Source organism: Bordetella genomosp. 2, assembly GCF_002261345.1.
GTDB lineage: Bacteria > Pseudomonadota > Gammaproteobacteria > Burkholderiales > Burkholderiaceae_B > Bordetella_A.
The window spans coordinates 682,719-707,760 of record NZ_NEVT01000006.1; the positions used below are offsets into that span (position 1 = coordinate 682,719).

Sequence of the window (25,042 nt, forward strand, 5' to 3'; positions counted from 1 at the left end):
GGGCCCGGGCGGCAAATGACGGTATTCCGTCCCCTTTGACCGTGGATACCCTGCAACATGAGCGCATTTCGATGCGCTATGATCGGAATCATAGAGCTGGAGTACTTATTGAAGCTGCACACCGACCCTGCATCGGCCCTTAATACCGTTACCGCCTACGGCGACGGCTATATCGAGGTCAACCAGGTCCGATTTTCCCACGCGGTCGCGTTCGGCCCCGAAGGCGCCGTCACCGAATGGCCGGTCCAGGCCGCCACCGACATCACCGCATCGCTACTGAAGCAGGCTGCCGGCCTGTCCGACGCCCCGCGCGACCCCATGGCATTCCTCGACGCGCCCGAAGGCGCCGCCCGCCAGTCCGGCGGCGGGCCCGAGGTGCTGCTGGTGGGCACGGGCAGCCGCCAGCGGCTGCTGGGCCACGATGTGCTGCGCCCGCTGCTGGCCGCCGGCATCGGCGTCGAGGTCATGGACACCCAGGCCGCGGCGCGCACCTACAACATCCTGATGGCAGAGGGCCGCCGCGTCGTGGTGGCCTTGCTGCCGACCCAAGGAGAATCCCCCGCATGACGCCGCACATAGGCAAACCCGCCCCGCTCTTCACCGCCGAGAGCACCATCGGCCCGATCAGCCTGGAACAATGCCAGGGTCGCGCCGTGGTGCTGTATTTCTATCCCAAGGACAACACCCCGGGCTGCACCACCGAAAGCCAGGATTTCCGCGACCTGCACGCCGACTTCCTGGAGGCCGGCGCGGTGGTGGTGGGCATTTCACGCGATTCGCTGAAATCGCACGAGAACTTCCGCGCCAAGTACGAGCTGCCCTTCCCGCTCATCGCCGACACCGACGAGGCGGTCTGCAACCTGTACGGCGTCATCAAGCAGAAGAATATGTACGGTAAACAGGTGCGTGGCATCGAACGCAGCACTTTCCTCATCGATGCCTATGGCCGGCTGGTGCAGGAATGGCGCGGCGTGAAGGTGCCCGGCCACGCCAGCGAAGTATTGCAGGCTGCCCGCAGCATCGGCTGAATCCGTACCGGAATCACGGAATCATTGTCAGGCGCTATAGCCGGCCCCACAGGAGAATGACCTATATGCCGCTACCGAAGATGCCCACTCGACCCGCAGCCATCCTGACGTTCCCCTCGGGCGAAGCCGCCCGCAGCAAGGCCCGCGCCAGCGCGGCCAAGCCCACGGCCGCGGCGCCGGCCGCCGCGGCGCCGGCCGCCGCGGCCCCGGCAGCCAAGCCGCTGCCGGCCCAGCCCGAGCTCGAAGGCATCAAATCGCAGGCACCGGCCGCCGTCGCGCCGGCTCCCGTCGCGGCGCCCCGCGCCGCCCGCGGCGGCAAGGCATCGACCGCCGGGCGCAAGCCCAAGGCGCGCGCGCAGAGCGCCGTGCGCAAGCTGTTCGTGCTGGACACCAACGTGCTGCTGCACGACCCCACCTCGCTGTTCCGCTTCGAAGAGCACGACATCTTCCTGCCGATGATGACGCTGGAGGAGCTCGACCACCAGAAGAAAGGCATGTCGGAAGTGGCGCGCAATGCGCGCCAGGTCAGCCGCTCGCTGGACGCGCTGGTGCATGACGCCGACCAGCTCGACGAAGGCCTGGAGCTGAGCGCGCTGGGGAACAAGGACGCCACCGGCAAGCTGATGTTCCAGACCACGGCGATCCACAGCACCCTGCCCTCGGACCTGCCGATGGGCAAGGCCGACAACCAGATCCTCGGCGTGGTGCGCGCCCTGCAGGAGAAATTCCCGCAGCGCGAGGTGGTGCTGGTGTCCAAGGACATCAACATGCGCCTGAAGGCGCGCGCCCTGGGCATGGCGGCCGAGGACTACTACAACGACCACGTCCTGGAAGACTCGGACCTGATGTATTCGGGCGTCATGCAGTTGCCCGAGGACTTCTGGAACCGGCACGGCAAGGACGTCGAATCCTGGCAACAGGGCGGCACGACGTTCTACCGCATCCATGGTCCGCTGTGCGCCCAGTTCATGGTCAACCAGTTCGTGTACTTCGAAGGCCAGATGCCCTTGTATGCGCAGGTGCGCGAAGTCAGCGGCAAGACCGCGGTGCTGGCCACCCTGCGCGACTACACCCACGGCAAGAACAATGTGTGGGGCATCACCGCGCGCAACCGCGAACAGAATTTCGCGCTGAACCTGCTGATGAACCCGGACTGCGACTTCGTGTCGCTGCTGGGCCAGGCGGGTACCGGCAAGACGCTGCTCGCCCTGGCCGCCGGCATCACCCAGGTGCTGGAGACCAAGCGCTATACCGAGATCATCATGACCCGGGTGACGGTGCCCGTGGGCGAGGACATCGGCTTCCTGCCGGGCACCGAGGAAGAAAAGATGCTGCCCTGGATGGGTGCGCTGGAAGACAACCTGGACGTCCTGAACATGGGCGACGGCGACGGCGGCGACTGGGGCCGGGCGGCCACCATGGACCTGATCCGTTCGCGCATCAAGGTCAAGTCGCTCAACTTCATGCGCGGCCGGACCTTCCTGAACAAGTACCTGATCATCGACGAGGCGCAGAACCTCACGCCCAAGCAGATGAAGACGCTGGTCACGCGCGCCGGCCCGGGCACCAAGGTGGTCTGCCTGGGCAACGTGGCCCAGATCGACACGCCGTATCTCACCGAGGGCAGTTCCGGCCTGACCTTCGTGGTGGACCGCTTCAAGGGCTGGCCGCACGCCGGGCACGTGACCCTGCAACGCGGCGAACGCTCCCGCCTGGCCGATTACGCGGGCGACGTCCTGTAATGAGCGCGCGGCCGCCCGTCGGCATCACCATGGGCGATGCCGCGGGCATCGGCCCGGAGATCATCGTCAAGGCCTGCGCCCAAGGCCTGAAGGCGCCCGCCGTGGTATATGGCGATGCGGACACCATGCGCCGCGCCGCCGCGCTGCTGGGCGCGCGCCTGGACATCGCCGAGATCGGCGCGGTCAGCCAGGCCAGCGGCGACCCCGGGCGCATCGACGTGATCCCCTGTACGCCGCCGCTGCCCGCCGGCCTGCCGCCCGGGCGCGTCAGCGCGGCCGCCGGCCGCGCCGCCTACGACTGCCTGTGCGCGGCCATCGACGATGCGCAGGCCGGACGCATCCGCGCCATTGTCACGGCCCCGCTGAACAAGCATTCCATGCACCTGGCCGGCATCGACCAGCCCGGCCACACCGAGATCCTGGCCGAGCGCTCGGGCACGGCTGATTTCGCCATGATGCTGGCCAACGACGAATTGCGCGTGCTGCTGGTCACCATCCACATGCCGCTGGCCGCCGTGCCGGCCGCGATCACGGCGCAAGCCGAGGCGCGGGCGATCCGGCTGGCCGACCGGGCCTGCCGCCAGATGGGCATCGAACGGCCGCGCATCGCGGTGGCCGGCTTGAATCCGCATGCCGGCGAGGACGGCAAGTTCGGCCGCGAAGACCTGGATATCATCGCGCCCGCGATCGCCGAGGCGCGCGCCGCCGGCCTGGACGTATCCGGGCCGTGGCCCGGCGACACCGTCTTCATGCGCGCGCGGCGTGGCGAATTCGATATCGTGGTGGCCCAGTATCACGACCAGGGCCTGATACCGGTGAAGTACCCGGGCGTGGACCAGGGGGTCAACGTCACGGTGGGGCTGCCTTTCGTGCGCACCAGCGTGGATCACGGCACCGCGTTCGACATTGCGTGGAAAGGCATGGCCGACCATGCCTCGCTGGTGGCGGCGTTCGACCTGGCCTTGGCGATGACGCCCTGACAAGCGGCGCTTCCCTACGGGAAGCTGAACATGGCCGGCGCGCGGCCCGTCTACAATAGCGCGCTTTGGCTGCCTCGCCGCGGCCGTCCACGCAACGCGCCATGTCCCGCTACGCCCGCTTCCTGCCTGACCGCTTCACGCTTTTTCTCGTCATCACAGTCCTCATCGCCAGCGTGCTGCCCGCCCACGGCAAGGGCATCGTGGCCTTCAGCTGGATCACCAATATCGGCATCGCCCTGCTGTTCTTCCTGCACGGCGCGCGCCTGTCGCGCGATGCCATCGTGGCCGGCATCACCCACTGGCGGCTGCACCTGACCGTATTCTCGGCCACCTTCATCATGTTCCCGCTGCTGGGCGTCGCGCTCAAGCCAGTGCTGCAGCCGCTGGTGACGCCGGAACTCTATACCGGCGTGCTGTTCCTGTGCTGCCTGCCGGCCACCGTGCAATCGGCCATCGCGTTCACCTCGATGGCGCGCGGCAACGTGCCGGCCGCCGTATGCAGCGCGTCGGCGTCCAGCCTGCTGGGCATCTTCCTCACGCCGCTGCTGGTGGGCACGGTGGTGGCCGCCAGCGCCAGCGCGCCGATTTCGTTCGATGCCGTAGGCAAGATCATGCTGCAGCTGCTGCTGCCGTTCGTCCTGGGCCAATTCCTGCGGCGCTGGATCGGCGCCTGGGTGTACCAGCGCAAGGCGCTGTTGAAATTCGTCGACCAGGGCTCGATCCTGCTGGTGGTGTATACGGCCTTCTCCGAAGCGGTCAACGAAGGGCTGTGGCGCGATACGCCCCTGCCCGCGCTGTTGGGCCTGGTGCTGTGCTGCGCGGTGCTGCTGGCCCTGGCGCTGCTGGGGTGCGTGGCGCTGGGCCGGCTGTTCAAGTTCAAGCTGGAAGACCGCATTACCCTGCTGTTCGGCGGCTCGAAGAAAAGCCTGGCCAGCGGCATCCCGATGGCGCAGGTCATTTTCGCCGGCCAGGCGGTCGGCGCCATCGTCCTGCCGCTGATGCTGTTCCACCAGATCCAGCTGATGGTCTGCGCCGTACTGGCGGCCCGCTACGCCAAGCGGCCGCGCTAGCCGCCTTGCCCTGCATGTCGCGTTCGGCAGGTGCCAGACACCCGCCGGGTGTCTGGCACCGAGGGGTAGCCGAGCCGCGCCCACGCAACCCGGCGTGCCGGGGGCGACCTGCCGCGTACGGCGTTCAACCCGCCATCAGCTTGCGCCAGCCGTCCCACCCGAGCCGGCGCAGCGTTTCCATGTTCTTCTCGTAGATTTCCGCGGCATCGGCGAACACCTCGACCGCGCGGTCGATGCTGTCTTCGCGCAACAGGTGCAGGATGGGATGCGGCGACCGGTTGGTGCAGTTCTCGATATCGTCGGGCTCGGTGTCGGCAAACTGGAAGGCGGGATGGAAGGTCGCCACCTGCAGCACGCCGACCAGCCGCATGCGCTTGAGCAGGCGGTCGGACAGGTCGGCAAAATCGTTGAACTCGTAGAAATCGTCGAGCGCGTCCGGCAGGATCAGCAGGGTCGTATCCAGCTGGTCGGGGTCGGCCTGCGACAAGAGCAGCAGCTCGTCTTCCAGGTCGGCCAGCACGCCTTCGGCATCGGTGGCGTCGCTGGCCGCGTAGCGTACCTGGTCTTTCACCTGCACCGCCTTGGCGAAGGGGCACAGGTTCAGGCCGATGACGGCCCGCTCCACCCACAGGCGGGTCTCGTCGATGATGCGCTGGTAGGCGCCTTCGGTATGGATCATGGGCTCAGGCCGGCATGGCCGCCATGGTCTGCGCCACCGCGGCGGTCAGCCGCTTGCCGTACGGAACGTGCAGGAACTCGTTAGGGCCATGCGCATTGGAACGCGGCCCCAGCACGCCGCACACCATGAACTGCGCCTTGGGGAACCCCTGTTGCAGCAGGCTCATGAGCGGGATGGTGCCGCCCTGCCCGATGTAGCCGCAGGGCGCGCCATAGTACTGGCGCGAAGCGGCATCGAGCGCCTGCGTCAGCCACGGCGCCGAGGCGGGCGCATTCCAGCCGGTGGCCGCCCCTTGGTTGGCGTGGAAGATGACCTTGGCGTTGTACGGGGAGTCGGCTTCGAGCAATTGCTTGATTTCCTGCGAGGCCGCCACCGCGTCGATCAGCGGCGGCAGGCGCAGCGACAGTTTGAAGGCCGTGCGCGGGCGCAGCACGTTGCCCGCGCTGGACAGCGGCGGCAGGCCCTCGGCGCCGGTCACCGACAGGGTGGGCCGCCAGGTGCGGTTCAGCAGCGCCTCTTCCGGATGGGTGGTCATGGGCAGCACGAAGCCGCCGTCGGCGCCGCAGCTCCAGGGGAAGCGGCGCCAGACTTCGTCGCCCAGGATGCGCGCGGTCTCGCGCACCTGTTCGCGGCGCTCGGCGGGGATTTCGCAATGCAGGCTCTGCGGCAGCAGGCGCCCGGTGGAGCTGTCTTCCAGGCGGTCGAGCAGGTGGCGCAGGATGCGGAAGCTCGATGGCACCACGCCGCTGGAATCCCCGGAGTGCACGCCTTCGTCGAGCACCTGCACTTCCAGCGTGCCGGATACCATGCCGCGCAGCGAAGTGGTCATCCAGAGCTGGTCGTAATTGCCGGCGCCGGAGTCGAGGCACACCACCAGCGCCACGTTGCCCAGGCGGTCGCGCAGCGCATCGACGTAGGGCAGCAGGTCGTAGCTGCCGGATTCCTCGCAGGTTTCGACGATGCCGACGCAGCGCGGCCGCGGCACGCCCTGCGCATCGAGCGCCATGATGGCGGTCAGCGAAGCGTAGATGGCGTAGCCGTCGTCGGCGCCGCCGCGGCCGTAGAGCTTGCCGTCCTCGTACTTGGGCGTCCAGGGGCCGAGATCGGAGCGCCAGCCGGAGAATTCCGGCTGCTTGTCCAGGTGTCCGTAGAGCAGCACGGTATCGCCGCTGTCGGCGCGCGTGGCCGGCGCGTCGAAGAAGATGACCGGGGTGCGGCCCGGCAGGCGCACCACCTCGAGCTTCAGGCCCGCCACCTTGCGCGCTTCGACCCACTGGGCCGCGTCGCGCACCACCCGCTCGATGTAGGCGTTCTTTTCCCAGTCGGCGTCGAAGGCCGGGCTCTTGGCCGGCACGGCGATGTAGTCGGTCAGGGCCGGAATGATTTCGTCGTCCCACTGCCGGTCGACGAAGGCCTGCAGGGCGTCCGGGTCGAGGGTGGGAGGCAGGGCGTCGTCGGGGATGCGGGCGTTCATGGCGCGGTCCTGTACGGGCAAAACCCGATTTTATGCCCGCCGCGCCAAAAGTGGGGGAACGGCCGCCACCGCCCCCCCATGCAGGCTGCCGCCCTACCCCAGCCAGACGCGCGCGTTGCGGAACATGCGCATCCAGGGGCTGTACGGGCCGCCGCTGTCGGCCGGCCCCCATTGCTGCGGCGCCCACGACATCATCACATTGCGGGTCACGCGCTCGGGGTGCGGCATGATGACGGTGAAGCGGCCGTCGGCGGTGGTGACCGAGGTCTGCCCGCCCGGGCTGCCGTTGGGGTTGAACGGATAGGCCTCGGTGGGTTGGCCGCGATTGTCGATATAGCGCGCCGCCACCAGCACTTTGCCGGCATCGCCCTGCTGGGTGTAGTCGGCATAGCCCTCGCCATGCGCCACCGCCACCGGCACGCGCGTGCCTTCCATGCCGGCGAAGAAGATCGACGGCGAGCCGGCGATCTCGACCAGCGACAGGCGCGCCTCGTATTTCTCGGACTGGTTGCGGGTGAAGCGCGGCCAGTGTTCGGCGCCCGGGATCATGGGCGCCAGCGCGGCCATCATCTGGCAGCCGTTGCACACGCCCAGCGCGAAGGTATCGGGCCGGGCGAAGTACGCGGCGAACTGGTCCGACAGGCGGCCATTGAAGCGGATGGTGCGCGCCCAGCCTTCGCCGGCGCCCAGCACGTCGCCGTAGCTGAAGCCGCCCACCGCCACCAGGCCCTGCATCCCCGCCAGGTCGATGCGGCCGGCCAGCAGGTCGGTCATGTGCACGTCGATGGCGTCGAAGCCCGCGGTATCGAAGGCCCACGCCATTTCCACCTGGCTGTTGCAGCCCTGCTCGCGCAGGATGGCCACGCGCGGGCGCTTGCCGCTGGCGATGAACGGCGCGGCGATGTCTTCCTGGGGGTCGAACGCCACGCGCGGGGCCAGGCCCGGATCGGCGGCGTCGTTCCAGGTGTCGAGCTCCGCCTGCGCGCAGGCGGGATTGTCGCGGCGCGCCATGATGCGGTAGCTGACCTCGCTCCAGGCGCGCCCCAGTTCGGCGCGCGGCTGGCTCCAGACCTTCTTGCCGTCGCGGAAGAACTCGACCGTGTCGGCGTCGTTCAGGCCGCCGATGACGTGCGAATGGGCCGACAGGCCGGCGCCGCGCAGCACCTGCATGACGGCGTCGCGCTGGGCCGCCGGCACCTGGATCACCGCCCCCGCCTCTTCGGAGAACAGCGCCTTCAGCGTCAGCTCGTCGCGCTGCACCGCCACCTGCTCGGGGCGGATCTTGTAGTCGCCCCAGTCGGCCGACTGGGGGTCGAAGGTGAGCATGTCCAGGTTGACCGAGATGCCGGTGCGGCCGGCGAACGCCATCTCGCACAGCGTGGCGAACAGGCCGCCGTCGGAACGGTCGTGGTAGGCCAGCAGCACGCCGGCTTCGGCCAGCGTGCGGATAGTGACGAAGAAGGCGCGCAGATCCTGCGGCGCGTCGATGTCCGGCACGCTTTCGCCGAGCTGGTTGTAAGTCTGCGCCAGGATGGAGCCACCCATGCGGTGGCGGCCGCGGCCCAGGTCGATGAGGATGAGCACGCTGTCGCCGGCGTCGGCGCGCAATTGCGGCGTCAGGCTGGCGCGCACGTCGCCGACCGGCGCGAAGGCGGTCACGATGAGCGAAACGGGCGCTATCACCTGGCGGGCTTCGCCGTCCTGTTCCCAGGTGGTTTTCATGGACAGCGAATCCTTGCCCACCGGGATCGACAGGCCGGTGGCCTGGCACAGCTCGCTGACCGCGGACACGGTGTCATACAGCGCGGCGTCCTGGCCGTCGACGCCGCAGGCGGCCATCCAGTTGGCCGACAACTTGATGTCCTCCAGGCGCGCCACGTCGGCGGCGGCCAGGTTGGTCAGGGCTTCGGCCACGGCCATGCGGCCCGAGGCCGGCGCGTCGAGCACCGCCAGCGGCGTGCGCTCGCCCATGGCCATGGCCTCGCCACGGAACCCTTCGTAGTCGGCCAGCGTGACCGCGCAATCGGCCACCGGCACCTGCCAGGGGCCGACCATCTGGTCGCGGCTGGACAACCCGCCCACGGTGCGGTCGCCGATGGTGATCAGGAACGACTTGTTGGCCACGGTGGGATGGCGCAGCACCCGGTAGGCGGCCTCGGTGAGGTCGATGCCGGCCAGGTCCAGCGGCTCGGACACGCCAGGCTGGCGGCGCACGTCGCGCGTCATGCGCGGCGGCTTGCCGAGAATGACGTCGATCGGCACGTCGACCGGCCGGGTGCCGGCCTGCGGCGCCTCGGCATCGATGCCGGGCAGCCCCTCGCCATCCACCACGCGCAGCTGGCGCGACTCGGTCGCCACGCCCACCACGGCGTACGGGCAGCGCTCGCGCCGCGCGATGGCGTCGAAGCGGTCCAGGTCTTGCGGCAGGATCGACAGCACGTAGCGCTCTTGCGACTCGTTGCTCCAGATCTCGGCCGGCGACAGGCCGGACTCCTCCAGCGGCACGCGCTTGAGGTCGAACACGGCGCCGCGCCCGGCGTCGTTGACCAGCTCCGGGAAGGCATTGGACAGGCCGCCGGCGCCGACGTCGTGGATGGCCAGGATGGGGTTGGCCGCGCCCTGCTGCCAGCAGCGGTCGATGACTTCCTGCGCGCGGCGTTCGATTTCGGGATTGCCGCGCTGGACCGAATCGAAATCCAGTTCGGCCGAATTGCTGCCCATGCTGATGCTGGAGGCGGCGCCGCCGCCCATGCCGATGCGGAAGCCCGGGCCGCCGAGCTGGATCAGCAGCGCGCCGGGCGGGATCACTTCCTTCTTGGTCAGGCCGGCATCGATGCTGCCCAGCCCGCCCGCGATCATGATGGGCTTGTGGTAGCCCCAGCGCGTGCCGCCGGCGGTCTGTTCGTAGCTGCGGAAGTAGCCCAGCAGGTTGGGCCGGCCGAACTCGTTGTTGAAGGCCGCGCCGCCGATGGGGCCGTCGATCATGATGGACAGCGGCGAGGCGATGCGGTCCGGCAGGCCGTGGTGATCGGCTTCCCAGGGCTGCAGCGCGTCGGGAAAACGCAGGTGCGAGACGGTGAAGCCGGTGAGGCCGGCCTTGGGCTTGGAGCCGCGTCCGGTGGCGCCTTCGTCGCGGATCTCGCCGCCCGCGCCGGTGGATGCCCCCGGGAACGGCGCGATGGCGGTGGGATGATTGTGGGTCTCGACCTTCATCAGCGTATGCACGGTGGTGTCGCGGCGCACATAGCGCGCGGCCTCGCCGCCCTGCCCGTCCGCCTGCGGCACGCCGGCCTGGAAGCGCTGCGCGGGGCCGCCTTCCATGATCGCGGCGTTGTCGGAATAAGCCACCACCGTGCCGGCCGGCTGGGCCTTGTGGGTGGCGCGGATCATCCCGAACAGGGTCTCGGATTGCGGCTGGCCGTCGATCACCCACTGCGCGTTGAAGATCTTGTGGCGGCAGTGCTCGCTGTTGGCCTGCGCGAACATCATCAGCTCGACGTCGGTGGGGTCGCGCCCCAGGCTGGCGAACGACTGCGCCAGGTAGTCGATTTCATCTTCGGACAGCGCCAGGCCCAGGCTGGCATTGGCCTCGACCAGCGCCGCGCGGCCCTGCGCCTGGACTGCCACGGTACGCATCGGCTTGCCCTCGAGCGGCTGGAACAGCGCCTGGCCGTCGAAATCGGCGCCCACCACGGTTTCGGTCATGCGGTCGTGCAGGCAGTCGGCCGCCCGCGCCAGCATGGCGCTGTCGAGCGCCTTGGCGCCCAGCAGGCCGCGTTCCGGGACCAGGAAATAGCGCACCCCCCGTTCGATCCGGCGCACCGCCGCCAGCCCGCAGTTGTGCGCGATGTCGGTGGCCTTGCTGGCCCATGGGGAAATGGTGCCCAGGCGCGGAATGACCAGCAGCGCCAGGCTCTTGGCCGGCGCTTCGCCGGCCGCGGTCGTGCCGTAGTCGAGCAGTTGCGCCAATTGCCGCTGCTGGTCGTCGCTCAGGGCGGCGTCGGTGCTGACGAAGTGTTCGTAGCGCGCGGAGATATCGGCGATGGGCAGGCCGGCCTCCTGGAGCCGCGCCAGCAGGCGTTCGCGGCGGAAGGCGGAGAGGACGGAGGAACCGGGCAGATGCTGGACGAGGGACACGATGCGGGCGCCGTTAGAAGTGGAAAGAAGCGAAACGGGGATTTTACCTTTTCAGGGTTTCCCCCGAGCGGCCCCGCAGTGGCCGCGCGCCAGGCACGGCCCCGCCCAGTTACAAAATAATTCCACGGCGCCGGCGGCTTGCATGCCGCAACGCACAAACCAGGCTCCTGGAGAGGCCCTCCCCGGCCGCTGAAAGCCGGAGATGGGCACGACCAACGCGTCGACGCTGCAACGCAGCATGTTGCAAAAGCCCTTCACCCACGGGAAAACACGCACTAACGCACCGCGGCGGTGCGAGTAGGATGCTGCGATCCACGTTTCCGTCCCGCTTTTGCTGTTGCCAATGTCCCGCCCTGACGTCCCCGTCGAACCGGCCGAGCCGGTTGAACCCATCATCCCCGCCGAACCAGATCCCGCCGTAAAAGTCCCGCTGGCCGCGGAGGACTGGCTGGCCGTCATCGTGCTGGCGGTATTGGCGCTGATCACCTTCACCAACGTGCTGGTGCGCTACTTCACCGACCAGTCATTCGCCTGGACCGAGGAAATCTCGATCTTCCTGCTCATCGTGCTGACCATGGCGGGCGGCAGCGCGGCCTTCGTGCGCAACCACCATATCCGCATCGAGGCGGTGGCCGACGGCGGTACGCCGGCGCGCCGGCGCGCGCTGGCGCTGCTGGCCAACAGCGTGGTGCTGCTGTTCTTCATCCTGCTCACCGTCCTCTCGGTGCGCCTGGTGATGGACGAGTACATATACGAGGAAACCTCGCCGGCGATCGGCGTGCCGACCTGGTGGTATTCGATCTGGCTGCCCATTCTGGCCGCGGCGATCGTGCTGCGCACGGCAGGCACGCTGCGTCGCCTGTGGCGGAGCCCGGCCCGATGATCGCCGCCCTGCTGTTCGCGGTTTTCGCGGTCCTGATGGTGATCGGCGTGCCGGTATGCGTGGCGCTCGGCGTGGCCGGCACGCTGGCCATCGTGCTGTCCAACCAGGACGTCGCCTGGTTCGGCCTGCTGGCGGTGCCGCAGAACTTCTATGCCGGGCTGGCCAAGTACCCGTTGCTGGCGATCCCCATGTTCGTGCTGGTGGGATCGATCTTCGACCGTTCCGGCGTGGCGCGCCGCCTGGTGGACCTGGCCATCGCCGTGGTGGGCCGCGGCCCGGGCATGCTGCCGCTGGTGGCGATCGCCGTGGCCATGTTCCTGGGCGGCATCTCGGGCTCCGGCCCGGCCTGCGCCGCCGCGGTCGGCGCGGTGATGATCGCGGCGATGGCGCGGGCCGGCTACCCGGGCCCCTTCTCCGCCTCGGTGGTGGCCGCCGGCGCGGCGACCGACATCCTGATCCCGCCGTCGATCGCCTTCATCATCTATTCGGTGCTGGTGCCCGGCGCATCGGTGCCCGCGCTGTTCGCCGCCGGCATGGTGCCCGGCCTGCTCGCGGGCCTGGCGCTGATCGTGCCGACGGTATGGCTGGCGCGCCGGCACAACATGGGCACGCTGGAAGCCCATTTGCCGCGCCCGCCGTTCTGGGCCAGCCTGCGCCAGGCCAGCTGGGGCCTGGCCGCGCCGGTGCTGATCCTGGGCGGCATGCGCATGGGCTGGTTCACGCCCACCGAAGCCGCCGTGGTGGCGGTGTTCTACGGGCTGTTCGTGGGCATGTGCATCCATCGCACCATCAAGGTCCGCGACCTGTTCGTCATCCTGCGCGAAGCGGCCGAACTGTCGGCGGTGATCATGATGGTGGTGGCGCTGGCCGGCATCTTCGCCTGGGCGCTTTCCACGCTGAGCATCATCGATCCGCTCACCCACGCCATCGTCAATTCGGGGCTGGGCGAATGGGGCGTGCTGGCTCTGCTGATCGCGTTGCTGATGACCATGGGCATGTTCCTGGACGGCATCTCGATTTTCCTGATCTTCGTGCCGTTGCTGATGCCGATCGCCGACGCCTACGGCTGGGATCCCGTCTGGTTCGGCGTGATCCTGACCTTGAAGGTCGCGCTCGGCCAGTTCACGCCGCCGCTGGCGGTGAATCTGATGGTGTCGTGCCGCATCGCGCGCGTGCCCATGGAGTCCACCGTGCCGTGGGTGCTGTGGCTGCTGGGCGCGATGTTCCTGGTGCTGGTCGCCGTGCTGGCGTTCCCGCAACTGGCGCTCTGGCTGCCGCACCGCCTGGGATACTAAGGCCGCGAGGCCGCATTCCATCCAATACCGACAAATGTCATATCGCGAGGAGAAGACCCGATGAAACTACGCAATCTGCTCGGCGCCGCCCTGTGCGCGGCCGCCACGCTGGCCATGGCGCCCGCCCATGCCCAGAACTACAAGTCGGAATACAAGCTGTCCATCGTGGTGGGCACGTCCTTTCCATGGGGCCAGGGCGCGCAGATCTGGGCCGACCTGGTGCGCGAACGCACCGAGGGCCGCATCAACATCAAGGTCTATCCCGGAACGTCGCTGGTGCAAGGCGACCAGACGCGCGAGTTCACGGCCATCCGCCAGGGCGTGATCGACATGGCGGTGGGCTCCACCATCAACTGGTCGCCCCAGGTCAAGCAGCTCAATCTGTTTTCGCTGCCGTTCCTGATGCCCGACTACGCGGCCATCGACGCCCTGGTGCAGGGCGAAGTCGGCCAGGAGCTGTTCAAGGTCATCGAAAAGGCGGGCGTGGTGCCGCTGGCCTGGGGCGAGAACGGCTATCGCCAGCTCAGCAATTCCAAGCATGCGGTGTCCAAGCCGGAAGACCTCAAGGGCATGAAGCTGCGCGTGGTGGGTTCGCCGCTGTACATCGACACCTTCACCGCGCTGGGCGCCAACCCCACCCAAATGAGCTGGGCCGACGCCCAGCCCGCGCTGGCCAGCGGCGCGGTCGACGGGCAGGAAAACCCGCTGTCGATCTATACCGGCGCCAAGCTGTACGACGTGGCGCAGAAGTACCTGACCCTGTGGAACTACGTGGCCGATCCGCTGGTGTTCGTGGTGAATCGCGAAGTGTGGCAATCGTGGTCCGAGCAGGACCGCAAGATCGTGCGGGAAGCGGCGCTCGAGGCCGGCAAGAAAGAGATCGCCATCGCGCGCAAGGGCGTCACCCCGGAAGATCCTTCCTTGCTCAAGGAGATCGAAGGCCACGGCGTGACGGTCACCTCGCTCAGCGAAGCCCAGCACGCCGAGTTCGTGAAAGCCACCAAGCCGGTATACGACAAGTGGAAGTCGCGCATCGGCGAGGACCTGGTCGAACTGGCCGAGAAATCCATCGCGGCCCGCAAGAAATAAGCAGCAGCCCAGGGGAGAACGGCGGCGCGAGCCGCCACCGGAAGGCATGGCGCCAGAACCTTGCCTCCAGCACGGACGCCGATATCGGCGTCCGTGTTTTTTTGGGGCGTCAGGCGTCTGGCGACGGATACTGGACTTCCAGGATGTCCAGCTCCTCGACGCCGCCCGGCGTGCGCAGCACGACCGTGTCGCCCTCGCGCGCCTTGATCAGGGCGCGCGCCACCGGCGATATCCAGCTGATCTTGCCGGCCAGCGGCTCGGCCTCGTCGACCCCCACGATGGTCACGGTGTGGGTCTCGCCCGCCTTGTCCAGGTAAGTGACGGTGGCGCCGAAGAACACCTGGTCGCGGTTGGGCTGCGCGGCCGGATCGACCACTTCGGCGATATCCAGGCGCTTGGTCAGGAACCGCATGCGCCGGTCGATCTCGCGCAGCCGCTTCTTGCCGTAGAGATAGTCGCCGTTCTCGGAACGGTCGCCATTGGAGGCCGCCCACGACACGACCTGCACCACGGCCGGCCGTTCCACATTCATCAGCTGGGCCAGTTCATCGCGCAGGCGCGCATAGCCGCCCGGGGTCATGTAATTGCGGATGCCGGCAGGCAAGGCCTGCGCCTCCGGCAGGTCGTCCTCGTCGTCGCGGTCCGACTCTTTGACAAAAGCCTTGTTCATGGAATTTCAGAACCAGTCGTGCCAGACCGGCTTCAGATCGTCGGGCAGGGGCGGCAAGGCCCCCAGGTCGGCGCGGCTCTCGCGCGGACTGTGGAAATCGGACCCGCGCGAGGCCAGGAACCCGTAGCGTCGCGCCACCTGGGCATAGTGGCGCGCCTCGTCGGGCGTATGGCTGCCGGTCGTGACCTCGATGCCGACGCCGCCGAGCTGCAAGAACTCGTCGAACAGCGCGTCGAACTGGAGGGCGGAATACTTGTAGCGGCCGGGATGCGCGATGACCGCCCGGCCGCCCGCGCCGACGATCCAGCCGACGGCATCGGCCAGCGAGGCCCACTGCATGGGCACGTGGCCCGGGCAGTCGTCGCCCAGGTACTTGTTGAAGACTGTCTGCACGTCGGGGCAATAGCCGGCCTGCACCAGATAGCGCGCGAAATGCGTGCGGCTGACCAATTCCGGATTGCCGGCGAACGGCAGGGCTCCCTCGTAGGCGCCGGGCATGCCCATGTCGGCCAGCCGCTCGCCCATGCGCCGGGCGCGCTCGGCACGGCCGCCGCGCGTCTTGCGCAGCCCAGCGACCAGCGCGGCATCGGCCGCGTCGAACCCCAGGCCGACGATGTGGACCGTCTGGCCAGCCCAGGTGACCGAAACCTCGGTGCCGGTGATGAAGCGCATGCCGAGTTCGCGAGCGGTCGCGCCGGCCTGCGCCAGGCCGCCGACTTCATCGTGGTCGGTCAGCGCCCAGACGTCGACGCCATTGGCGCAGGCGCGCTGGGCCACATCGGCCGGCGACAGGACGCCGTCGGACACGGTGGAATGGCAATGCAGGTCGACATTGGGGACAGCGTTATTCATGCCCCTATTGTAGAGGCCGGCCCACTGCATGGATAGCGGCGCTCAGCCCTGCCCCGTCCCCAGCAGGAAAGCCGCCACCGGCTCGATCTGCTCCTCGTTCATCAGGGTCGGCGCGTGGCCGACCCCCGGGACCTCGTGCAGGCACGCGCGCGGGTTGCGCGCCAGCATTTCGGCGGCGGTCGCCTGGCTCAGCAGGTCCGATTGCGCGCCCCGCACGATCAGCACCGGGCAATCCAGCCCCTCGTACGCGTGCCAGAGGATCTGTTCGCCGGCCGAATAGGCGTCGGCCGTCTCGACCGCGAGCGGCACCGCCAGGTTCAGGTCGTAATGCTTGACCCATTTGCCGCCGCGCTCGACATACACGTGGCGCGCCAGCTCTTCCCACTGCGCGTCGCTATGCGGACCGAAGGTCGCCGACACCTGCCGCACCGCCTGCACGGCCTGTTCGAAGGTGTCGAATTCGCCCGGCTGCCCCACGTACTGGCCGATGCGGCCCAGCGCGGCGGGATCGAGCCGCGGCCCCACGTCGTTGAGCACCAGGCGCTCCAGGCGGATGTCCTGGTCCGCCGGCCAGGCTCCCGGATGCGGACGCGCGCCGCGCATCATGCGCGCATACGCGACCGCGCCGGCCAGCCCCAGGCCGATCAGCCCGCCCATCGAGGTGCCGACCCATGCCAGCGTGGCGGGCCGCAGCCGGGCGATCAGGGTGACCATGTCGGACACATACTGCGGCACGGTATAGCCGGTCGGCGCCACCAGCCAGTCCGACCGGCCGCGCCCCACCACATCGGGGCAGACCACGCGGAAATCGCCCGCCAGCCGGCGCGCCAGGCGGTCGAAGTCGCGCCCGGTGCGCGTCAGGCCGTGCACGCACAGCAGCACCCGGTCGTTGGCCGGGTCGCCCCACTCGCAATAGGCCATGCGATGCAGGCCGGCCGGGCTGGCGCAGGTGACGAAATCGAATCGGGGTTGCAGCATGATGGAGGGCGCTCCGCGAGTGCGACGCAAAAGAGCCCACATCTTATAGCAGCCCGTGTCCCCGCTATGGCGCGGCTGCATGCCAGTAGCGCCGCGCGGCCCGCTGCGCCCGCACCTGCAGCCCCGCCACGCCGGACACGGCCAGCACGGCGCCATCGCGGTCGGTGCGCCAGAATGCCGCGCCGGCCTGCCGCCAGCGGGCCTCGACCGACGCGGCGGGGTGCCGGAAGCGGTTCAGGTAGCCGGCCTGCGCAATCGCGTGCCGGGCGCCCGCCGCGGCCACCAGCGCCGCACTGGATGAGGTGGCGGAACCATGGTGGGGCGCCATGACCACGTCGATGCGCGGCAGATCCGGCGCCAGGCGGCGCTCCTGCGCGGCGCCGATGTCGCCCGGCAACAGCGCCGCATGGGCATGCCCCTCGATCAGCAACACGCAGCTGTCGGCATTGCCCCGCCCCGGCCTGGCGGCGGACTCGGCCGGCGGATGCAGGAACGCGAACCGCACGCCGTCGGCCTGCCATGCCAGGCCCGCTTCGCAGCGCCGCACCGAGCGCGGCAGGGGCGCTGCGGCGGCATCGCCGCCCTGCTTGCGCAGCAGGGCCGGCAGGTCGAACGATGCGTACGAGACGTCCACCGGCAGCGCGGCCAGCACGCTGGCGAGCCCGCCGGCATGGTCCAGGTCGGCATGCGAGACCACCAGCCCGTCCAGCCGCCGGTGGCCGCGGGCGCGCAGGTACGGGGCCACGACGCGCTCGCCAGCATCGGCGGCCTCGCCATGGCGGGGGCCCGTATCGAACAGCCACGCCTGCGTGGCCGTTTCGACCAGCACCGCGCCGCCCTGCCCCACGTCGAGCGCGGCAAGGCTCCAGAACCCGGGCGCGGGGCGTTCGGGTCGCCAGCACAGCAAGGGCAGCATCAGCAACCACCCGGCCGCCCGTGCCGGCCAGCCGGGCGGTTGCAGGGCCCATGCCACCCCCAGCGCCGCCAGCGCCAGCAGCGGCCACGGCGCGGCCGCCACGTCCAGCACCGCCCAGCGCGACGCGCCGATCCAGCCGACTGGGAGCATGGTCCAGTCGAACACCGCATGCCCCAGCCAGCCGGCGGCGCGCGCCGCCCAGTCGAACCCGGGCAGCGCGCCCAGCGCCGCGCACAGCAGCGCCAGCGGCGTCACCACGAAGCTGACCACCGGGATGGCAATGGCGTTGGCCAGCGGCGAGCCGAGCGAGACCTGGTTGAGCAGATGCGCCAGCAAAGGCACCAGGCCCAGCGTAATGGCCGTCTGGACGCGCCCGAACTCGGCCAGCACCCCGCGCAGCCGGATCCGCCAGCCTGGCGCGGCCATGCCGGCCGCCGCCGGCGCAGCCGCCCGCAGCAGGATGGCCACCGCGCCGAACGACAGCCAGAAGCCCGGCGCCAGTGTGGCCCAGGGATCGAGCAGGACCACGGCCGCCGCCGCCAGCGCCAGCACGCGCGACGGCGACAGCGGCAGGCGCGCCATGGCGGCGAGCGCGACCACCGCCAACATGAAAAACGTGCGCCGCGCCGGCACGCCCCACCCCGCCAGCAGGCAATACAGCAGCGCCACCCCGAGCGCCGCCGCCGCGCCCGCCACCTGCGCCGGCAGATACTCCGCCAGGCTCGCGCCGCGCCACCGCGCGCGCCGCCAGAGGGCAGCGGCCAGCATGGCGCCCAGCCCGGCGATCAGCGTGACATGCATGCCGCTGATCGACACCAGGTGGGTGATGCCGCTGCGATTGAAGAGGCGCCAATCCTCGCGTGCCACGCCCGCCTGGTCGCCCATGGCCAGCGCGATCAATACGGGCGCATAGCGGCGTTCGCCCAGGGCGCGCCGCATGCCCGCCCGCACCCGATGGCGGATGCGCTCGATCCAGATGCCGACGTCGAACCGGGCCGGGCCTTCCAGCAGGCGCGGCGTGCCGCGCACCGTGGCGGTCGCGCGGATGCCCAGCGCGAACGCCCGGCCCTCGGCATCGTAGCCATCGCGGTTGCGCAGACCATATGGGCGGCGCAGCACCAGCGCCATCTGCCACACCTGGCCAGGTTCGAGTTCCGGCAAGCTGGCGCCCGCCCCCGGCGCAGGGCGCCAGCTCACCGCCAGCCGCGCCGGGATGCCGGCCGGGCGATCGGGCATGGTGTCGGCCAGGAAGCGCCATTGGCTGCCATCGCCCTGCGGCAGGTCCGCCACGCGCACGACCAGGCGCGACACGGCGTCATGGTGGCGGGCCGCGAGCGCGTCGGCCAGGCGCTCCTGCGCCTGCCAGACGGCGCACGAGATGCCCAGGCTCAGCCCCAGCCAGGTGGCGGCCACCCGCCGCGCCCAGCTCCAGCCGCGGCCGCGCAGCAGCAGCACCGCCGCGCACGCCAATGCGGCCAGCAGCCACGCCAGCAGCCAGGCGCCCGGCTCGGGCAGCGCGGGCAAATGCTGCACCGTCGCCGTGCCGGCGACGATGGCCAACAGGAACAGGCGTCCTACGATGCTCTTCTCCCAAAGTGCACAGCGTAGGACGCGGTACGCGCCGGGATCCGGCGAGTGAATGGAATCACCCATGCGTGGCGGCCGCAGGCGGCCCGCCGGGCGGCTGCCCGGGCCCTATTCCGGGCCGCTACTGTTGCGCGCCCAGGCGCGGCAGGACGCGCCGGGCGTTGGCGCTGGTGGCGCGCGCAATGTCGTCGGCGCCGGCCCCGCGCAGCTGGGCCAGGACGCCGGCAATGCGCGGCAGTTGCGCGGGCGTGTTGCGTCGCTGCGGCGAGTGCAGCCACGCGGGAGGAATATCCGGCGCATCGGTCTCCAGCACCAGGTGCTCCAGCCCCGTCTGCACTGCATGGCGGCGGATCTGCAAGGCGCGCTCGAATGTCATGGCGCCGCCGAGCCCCAGCGCGAAGCCGCGCTCGACGAACGCCGCGGCCTGCTGCGCGCTGCCGTTGAATGCGTGGGCGATCCCGCCCCGCACGCCGGGCCGACGGCGCAGGTATTTCAGCAGGATGTCCTGCGAGCGCCGCACATGCAGCAGCACCGGCAGGTCGAACTCGGCCGCCAGCGCCAGTTGCGCGTCATAGAAGCGTTCCTGGCGGGCCCGCGGCTCGCCCGCGGCGATGTCCTTGACGAAGAAGTCCAGGCCGATCTCGCCAATGGCCACGAAGCGGGGGTCATCCAGGGCGGCGACCACCGCGTCGCGCAGCGCGTCGAGGTCGGCTTCCTGCGCCCGCGCGACATACAGCGGGTGGATGCCCAGCGCGTAGGCGCCGCCCTCGATCTGGTGTGCCAGGTCGCGCACGACGCCGAAATTGGCGCGCTCGACCGCCGGAATCACAATGGCGCCGACCCCGCCAGCCCGCGCGGCGCGGGCCACCTCCAGGCGATCGGCGTCGAATTCAGCGGCATCGAGATGGCAGTGCGTGTCGATCAGCATGGCAAGTCGGGCGGGTCGGACGCCAGGCCCTAGCTCGATACCAGCTGCCCGCGCTCCATCAGCAGTTGGCGGTCGGCCAGGGCGGCCAGTTCGGCATCGTGCGTCACGATAGCAAACGCCGTGCCGGATTCCCGGTTTACCTGAGTCAGCAACTCGAACATCTTGTGCGCCGTGCCGCGGTCCAGGTTCCCGGTGGGTTCGTCGGCCAGCACGCAGGCCGGCCGCGTGACCAGCGCGCGCGCCAGTGCCACGCGCTGGCGTTCGCCGCCGGACAACTGGCCGGGGAAATGCCCTTCCCGCGCCGCCAGGCCCACCAGGGCCAGCACCTTGCGCGCGGCCGCCCGCGCCGTATCGCGGGCCTCGCGGCGCACGATCAGCGGCATGGCGACGTTGTCCAGCGCCGAGAACTCGGGCAGCAGGTGATGGAACTGATACACGAAGCCGAGGCTGCGGTTGCGCAAGGCGCTCTTCTGCCCTTCCGACAGGCCGGCGGCCGCCACGCCATCCACCGTGACCTCGCCCGCGCTCGGCACGTCGAGCAGCCCCAGGATATGCAGCAGCGTGCTCTTGCCCGAGCCGGAGGCACCCACGATGGCCACCATCTCGCCGCGCGCGACGCTCAGGCTGACATTGTCCAGCACCTGGATGCGCGCCGGCCCCTCGTCGTAGGTCTTCACCAGATTGCGGGCTTGCAGCGCCGGCGTATCGCCGGCCGGAGTGAGCAGGGTGTCAGTCATGGCGCAGCACCTGGGCGGGTTGCAGGCGCGAGGCGCGCCAACTGGGATACAGGGTGGCCAGCAGCGACAGCACCAGCGAGGTCACGCCGATGGTGATGATGTCGCCGGATTGCGGGTCGGACGGCAATTCGCTGATGAAGTAGATTTCGCGCGGCAGGAAGTGGATGCCCAGCAGGCCCTCGATGAACGGCACGATCACGCCCACGTTGTAGGCGATCAGCATGCCCCCGAGCACGCCCACCACGGTGCCCACCACCCCGATCAATGCCCCCTGCACCAGGAAGATGCGGGCCACCTCGCCCGGCCCCGCGCCCAGCGTGCGCAGGATGGCGATATCCGACTGCTTGTCCTTGACGGCCATGACCAGCGAGGACAGCAGGTTGAACGCCGCCACCGCGACGATCAGCGCCAGGATCAGGAACATCATGCGCTTCTCGGTCTGCACTGCCGCGAACCAGGTGCGGTTGTTGCGCGACCAGTCGCTGGCCATCACATAGGGCGGCAGGGTCTTGGCCAGGTCGACCGCCACCTGCGGCGCGCGCTGCATGTCGGCCACCCGCAGGCGCACGCCCGCGGTGCCGCTGTCGCGGAACACCCGCGCCGCGTCCTGCGCATCGATGAAGGCCAGGCTGGAGTCATATTCGTAGTGGCCCGACGTGAAGGTGCCCACCACCGTGAACTGGCGCATGCGCGGCGTGAAACCCGCCGGGCTGATCGAACCCTGCGGCGCCAGCATCAGCAGCGTGTCGCCGACCTGCACGCCGAGCGCGCCGGCCAGGTCGCTGCCCAGCACGACACCGAAACTGCCGGGCTTCAGGTCGGCGAGCTTGCCGCTGGACATCTGGCCGGGAATGTCGGATACCTGGCCCTCGGTGGCCGGGTCGATGCCGCGCACCTGTACGCCGCGCAGCGCCTGGCCGCGCGCCAGCATGGCCTGCGCGGCCACGAACGGAGCCGCCCCCTTGACCTCCGGGTTGCGCTCGGCCGCGTCGGCGAACTGGCGCCATTGCTCCAGCACCCGCTCGGGCACGGCGCCGGGGATGTACAGCTCGATGTGCGGCAGCACCGACAACATGCGGTCGCGCACTTCTTTCTGGAAGCCGTTCATCACCGACAACACGACGATCAGCGCGGCCACGCCCAGGGCGATGCCGGCCATCGAGGTGGCCGCGATGAACGAGATGAAGCGATCGCGGCGCCCGCGTCGCTGGCGGATGCGGGCCATGCCCGCGTAGCGGGCGCCGATCCATAGTTCGTAAGGTATTTTCAGCACCTGCGCATTATGGCATTAACGGCGCAGGCGGCCAGCGCCGGGCGCCTTGCGGCGGCGGCCGACCCTGGGACTACAATCGGCGCCATGCTCATTGCCATCCCGGGCGCCCTGCCCCCCCTGCCCGTCGCCGCCGAACTGGCCCGGCTGCTGCCACAGCGCGCGCCGGTGCTGCACGGCTGGCTGCAGGCCGGCGTTGCGCACGTGGCCGCCTTCGATCCGCGCGAACACGGCTGCACGCCCTACGAAGCCTGGCAGCTGGAACGGGCCGGCTACCGGCCGGCGGCCGGCGAACCGCTCGGCGCCGGCCTGGGTCCTTTGCTGGCCGGCCCTGCCGGGGCCGACGGCGAGCCGGTCTGGCTGGCCGAGCTGGCGCATCTTTCGCTGGGCACCGACCAGGCCACCTTGCTCGACCCGGCCACCATGGACCTGCGCGCCGAAGAAGCGGCCGCCCTGCTGGACACGGCCCGGCCTTGCATCGACGCGGCCGGCTTCGCCGCCGACCCGCTGGCGCCGCAGCGCTGGCGGCTGCGCCTGCCCGCCGGACTGGCGCCGCGCACCGTCAGCCCCGCCGCGGTCGCGGGCCAGCCGCTGCGCGACTGGTGGAACCAGGATGCCGCGACGCGTCCCTGGCGCCGCCTGCTCAATGAAATCCAGATGGCGTGGCACGAACACCCCGTCAACGAGGCGCGCGCGGCGCGCGGCGCCCCGCCCGTCAACGCGCTCTGGCTGTACGGCGGCGCCGCGGCCTGGCCGGCCCCGGCCAGCAGCGCCGCGCCGGCCGACATCGCCGGCCAGCTCGAGGCGCCGCATCGCGCCGGTGACTGGGCCGGCTGGCTGGACGCGCTGGCCGAACTGGACCGGCGCCACCTGAAGCCGCTGGCGGAGCGCGCCGGCCTGCCGGCCCGGCCTGTGCAACTGATCCTGCTGGGCGGCGACCGCCGCGCCACCCTGACCCTTAAACCGCGCGGCCGCCTGCTGTCCTGGCTGCCAGCGCCCAAGAAAAACTGGAACGCCTGGTGGTCTCGCCCCGTCTGACTGTCCGCTCACCCGATCCCGACGCCCGCCGCATCCTGGAAGCGGCGGGCATACATCCGCTGCTGGCGCGCCTGTGGGCGGCGCGCGGCGTCACGCATCCCGACCAGACCCGCCTCGCCTGGCCCGCCTTGCTGCCGCCGGCGGGGCTGACCCACGCCGAGCACGCCGCGCGGATCCTGGCCGATGCGATTGCGCGCGGCCAGCGGCTCCTGATCGTGGCCGACTACGATTGCGACGGCGCCACCGCATGCGCCGTGGGCCTGCGCGCGCTGCGGGCGTTCGGCGCCGACGTCGATTTCCTGGTGCCGAACCGTTTCGAGACGGGCTATGGGCTGTCGCCGGCCGTGGTCGAGCTGGCGTGCGCGCACCGCGGCGGCAAGCCGGACCTGATCATCACGGTGGACAACGGCATCGCCAGCGTCGACGGCGTGGCCGCCGCCAATGCGGCCGGCATCGGCGTGGTGGTCACGGATCACCACCTGCCTGGCGACACGCTGCCGGATGCGCTGGCCATCGTCAACCCGAACCAGCCGGGCTGCGGTTTCCCCTCCAAGAACCTGGCCGGGGTGGGCGTCATCTTCTACCTGATGCTGGCGCTGCGCGCCGAACTGCGCCGGCGCGGCGTCTATCCGCCCGACGGCGGGCCGCGCCTGGACGCGCTGGCCGACCTGGTCGCCCTGGGCACGGTCGCCGACGTGGTCAAGCTCGACGGCAACAACCGGCTGCTGGTCACCCAGGGCCTGCAGCGCATGCGCGCCGGGCGCATGCAGCCGGGCGTGCGCGCCCTGTTCGCGGTGGCGGCGCGCGAGCCGCGCAGCGCCTGCGGCTTCGACCTGGGCTTCGCCCTGGGGCCGCGCATCAACGCAGCCGGCCGGCTGGCCGACATGAGCCTCGGCATCGCCTGCCTGACCACCGACGACGAAGCACAGGCCCTCGACATGGCGCGCCAGCTCGACCAGATCAACCGCGAACGGCGCGGCATCGAAGCCGAAATGCGCGAACAGGCGCTGGCGGCCATGGAAGCCGCGGACAACGCCGCGGGCGCCTCGGTCTGCGTATTCGATCCTGGCTGGCACCAGGGCGTGGTGGGCCTGGTGGCCTCGCGCCTGAAAGAGAAGTTCTGGCGCCCCACCCTGGCCTTCGCGCCAGCCGGCGATGACGAAATCCGCGGGTCCGGCCGGTCGATTCCCGACGTACACCTGCGCGACGCGCTCGACCTCGTCTCCAAGCGCCATCCGGGCCTTATCCGCAAGTTCGGCGGCCATGCCATGGCGGCGGGGCTGACACTGGGCCGCGACGATTTCCCCGCCTTCGCGCCGGCCTTCGACGCCGCGGTGCGCGAGCTGACCGGCCGCGATACGTTCGAACCGCTGATCGAGACCGACGGTTCGCTCGAATCGGGCTATGCCAATGCCGACGTCGCCACGCTGCTGCAGCAGCAGGTCTGGGGCGCCGGTTTCGCCGCGCCGCTGTTCCTGGATGAGTTCACCGTGCGCAATCAGCGGCTGGTGGGCGAGAAACACCTCAAGCTGTCGCTCGAGCGCGGCCACCAGCGCTTCGACGCCATCTGGTTCAGCCACCACCAGTCGCTGCCCGAGCGCGTCCAGGTGGCATATCGCCTCGAACCCAATATCTGGAACGGCATGGTGTCGGCCCAGCTGGTCGTCGAGCATGCCGAGTAATCCACGT

At 70.0% G+C, this 25,042-nt stretch carries 20 protein-coding genes; 10 read left to right on the top strand and 10 right to left on the bottom strand.

Annotated elements, in window-relative coordinates:
* The first annotated feature begins 108 nt into the window (after positions 1-108).
* From CAL24_RS13400 to CAL24_RS13420, 5 genes are all read left to right on the top strand, one after another.
* A complete protein-coding gene (locus tag CAL24_RS13400; RefSeq protein WP_028355735.1) occupies positions 109-567 on the top strand; it encodes an Mth938-like domain-containing protein in 459 nt (152 codons plus the stop codon).
* Entirely contained in the window at positions 564-1,028 is a 465-nt protein-coding gene (locus CAL24_RS13405; RefSeq protein ID WP_094806940.1) for a peroxiredoxin, read from the top strand. Before CAL24_RS13400 ends, CAL24_RS13405 begins: the two co-directional genes overlap by 4 nt.
* A 65-nt stretch (positions 1,029-1,093) precedes the next feature.
* The gene (locus CAL24_RS13410; protein WP_170947084.1) at positions 1,094-2,770 is read left to right on the top strand and encodes a PhoH family protein; all 1,677 of its coding nucleotides are present in this window, start codon (positions 1,094-1,096) and stop codon (positions 2,768-2,770) included.
* Entirely contained in the window at positions 2,770-3,750 is a 981-nt protein-coding gene (pdxA, locus tag CAL24_RS13415) for a 4-hydroxythreonine-4-phosphate dehydrogenase PdxA (protein ID WP_094806942.1), read from the top strand. The genes CAL24_RS13410 and pdxA overlap by 1 nt, the downstream gene beginning before the upstream one ends.
* A 101-nt stretch (positions 3,751-3,851) precedes the next feature.
* Positions 3,852-4,820 carry a bile acid:sodium symporter family protein gene (locus tag CAL24_RS13420; RefSeq protein WP_094806943.1) on the top strand — a complete coding sequence of 323 codons (969 nt, stop codon included), beginning with the start codon at positions 3,852-3,854 and terminating at the stop codon, positions 4,818-4,820.
* A 124-nt stretch (positions 4,821-4,944) separates the two neighbouring features.
* Here the strand turns inward: CAL24_RS13420 and CAL24_RS13425 are convergent, their stop codons facing one another.
* From CAL24_RS13425 to purL, 3 genes are all read right to left on the bottom strand, one after another.
* Positions 4,945-5,499 (bottom strand): DUF1415 domain-containing protein, encoded by a 555-nt coding sequence (locus tag CAL24_RS13425; RefSeq protein ID WP_094806944.1) that lies wholly within the window; start codon positions 5,497-5,499, stop codon positions 4,945-4,947.
* Positions 5,500-5,503: 4 nt separating this feature from the next.
* On the bottom strand, positions 5,504-6,973 hold the full coding sequence (locus CAL24_RS13430; protein WP_028355729.1) for a M20 family metallopeptidase: 1,470 nt from the start codon (positions 6,971-6,973) through the stop codon (positions 5,504-5,506).
* A 93-nt stretch (positions 6,974-7,066) separates the two neighbouring features.
* Positions 7,067-11,110: a phosphoribosylformylglycinamidine synthase gene (gene purL / locus CAL24_RS13435; protein ID WP_094806945.1), complete on the bottom strand. Its 4,044-nt coding sequence runs from the start codon at positions 11,108-11,110 to the stop codon at positions 7,067-7,069.
* Between the two features lie 343 nt (positions 11,111-11,453).
* Here purL and CAL24_RS13440 point away from each other — a divergent pair, with 343 nt between their 5' ends.
* Genes CAL24_RS13440 through CAL24_RS13450 form a run of 3 tightly spaced genes read left to right on the top strand, consistent with a single transcriptional unit; the run spans position 11,454 to position 14,377 of the window.
* Positions 11,454-11,993: a TRAP transporter small permease gene (locus tag CAL24_RS13440; RefSeq protein ID WP_094806946.1), complete on the top strand. Its 540-nt coding sequence runs from the start codon at positions 11,454-11,456 to the stop codon at positions 11,991-11,993.
* Positions 11,990-13,288 carry a TRAP transporter large permease gene (locus CAL24_RS13445; protein WP_028355726.1) on the top strand — a complete coding sequence of 433 codons (1,299 nt, stop codon included), beginning with the start codon at positions 11,990-11,992 and terminating at the stop codon, positions 13,286-13,288. The genes CAL24_RS13440 and CAL24_RS13445 overlap by 4 nt, the downstream gene beginning before the upstream one ends.
* Positions 13,289-13,348: 60 nt before the next feature.
* Complete coding sequence (locus tag CAL24_RS13450; RefSeq protein ID WP_094806947.1) at positions 13,349-14,377, top strand: DctP family TRAP transporter solute-binding subunit; 1,029 nt, start codon at positions 13,349-13,351, stop codon at positions 14,375-14,377.
* Positions 14,378-14,486: 109 nt separating this feature from the next.
* On the opposite strand, the gene greB is transcribed toward CAL24_RS13450, so the two are convergent.
* The 7 genes from greB to CAL24_RS13485 form a co-directional block, all read right to left on the bottom strand.
* Positions 14,487-15,047, bottom strand: coding sequence for a transcription elongation factor GreB (gene greB / locus CAL24_RS13455; RefSeq protein WP_028355724.1), 561 nt, complete (start codon positions 15,045-15,047; stop codon positions 14,487-14,489).
* Positions 15,048-15,053: 6 nt separating this feature from the next.
* Complete coding sequence (locus tag CAL24_RS13460; protein WP_028355723.1) at positions 15,054-15,899, bottom strand: 3',5'-nucleoside bisphosphate phosphatase; 846 nt, start codon at positions 15,897-15,899, stop codon at positions 15,054-15,056.
* 42 nt (positions 15,900-15,941) lie between these two features.
* Positions 15,942-16,877, bottom strand: coding sequence for an alpha/beta fold hydrolase (locus tag CAL24_RS13465; protein WP_094806948.1), 936 nt, complete (start codon positions 16,875-16,877; stop codon positions 15,942-15,944).
* A gap of 64 nt (positions 16,878-16,941) precedes the next feature.
* Positions 16,942-19,446 (bottom strand): DNA internalization-related competence protein ComEC/Rec2, encoded by a 2,505-nt coding sequence (locus CAL24_RS13470; RefSeq protein WP_094806949.1) that lies wholly within the window; start codon positions 19,444-19,446, stop codon positions 16,942-16,944.
* 55 nt (positions 19,447-19,501) lie between these two features.
* Positions 19,502-20,308 (bottom strand): TatD family hydrolase, encoded by an 807-nt coding sequence (locus CAL24_RS13475; protein WP_094806950.1) that lies wholly within the window; start codon positions 20,306-20,308, stop codon positions 19,502-19,504.
* A gap of 29 nt (positions 20,309-20,337) precedes the next feature.
* Complete coding sequence (locus CAL24_RS13480; protein WP_094806951.1) at positions 20,338-21,045, bottom strand: ABC transporter ATP-binding protein; 708 nt, start codon at positions 21,043-21,045, stop codon at positions 20,338-20,340.
* The gene (locus tag CAL24_RS13485; RefSeq protein WP_051439543.1) at positions 21,038-22,270 is read right to left on the bottom strand and encodes a lipoprotein-releasing ABC transporter permease subunit; all 1,233 of its coding nucleotides are present in this window, start codon (positions 22,268-22,270) and stop codon (positions 21,038-21,040) included. Before CAL24_RS13485 ends, CAL24_RS13480 begins: the two co-directional genes overlap by 8 nt.
* A gap of 132 nt (positions 22,271-22,402) precedes the next feature.
* Between CAL24_RS13485 and CAL24_RS13490 the strand changes: the two genes are divergently transcribed.
* Together CAL24_RS13490 and recJ are read left to right on the top strand one after the other, a co-directional pair.
* Complete coding sequence (locus tag CAL24_RS13490; RefSeq protein WP_094806952.1) at positions 22,403-23,353, top strand: hypothetical protein; 951 nt, start codon at positions 22,403-22,405, stop codon at positions 23,351-23,353.
* The gene (gene recJ / locus CAL24_RS13495) at positions 23,335-25,035 is read left to right on the top strand and encodes a single-stranded-DNA-specific exonuclease RecJ (protein ID WP_094806953.1); all 1,701 of its coding nucleotides are present in this window, start codon (positions 23,335-23,337) and stop codon (positions 25,033-25,035) included. Before CAL24_RS13490 ends, recJ begins: the two co-directional genes overlap by 19 nt.
* The last annotated feature ends 7 nt before the right edge of the window (positions 25,036-25,042 follow it).